General features: G+C 51.7%; 1 pseudogene. It reads left to right on the forward strand.

Going from position 1 to position 271, the window contains the following annotated elements:
* Positions 1-271, forward strand: a pseudogene (locus L9G74_RS20665) (hypothetical protein); the annotation flags it as partial.

The following is a 271-nucleotide window of genomic DNA, read 5'->3' on the forward strand; positions in this document are numbered from 1 at the left end:
GTGGGATTTTGACATACCAATCGAGGATGAGCAAAACCCGCTGCGAGATTCATCGGCAGGTATAATTGCCGCCAATGGAATGCTTGAGCTTTCGCAGGCTCTTGCAGGAATGGGAGATCAGGACCTCTCGGAACGATATCGACGCGCTGCCATTACAATTGTCCGCGACACTCTTTCATTTTCGCTGTCTAGAGAGAAAGCAAGATTAAGTCTCTGCCCCGATGCCACTGCCGGCGTGCGTGTTGCGGTTGAGGATGTTGAGGTTGGAAAG

The sequence above is a fragment of the Shewanella electrica genome (assembly GCF_022321485.1).
Classification (GTDB): Bacteria; Pseudomonadota; Gammaproteobacteria; order Enterobacterales; family Shewanellaceae; genus Shewanella; species Shewanella electrica.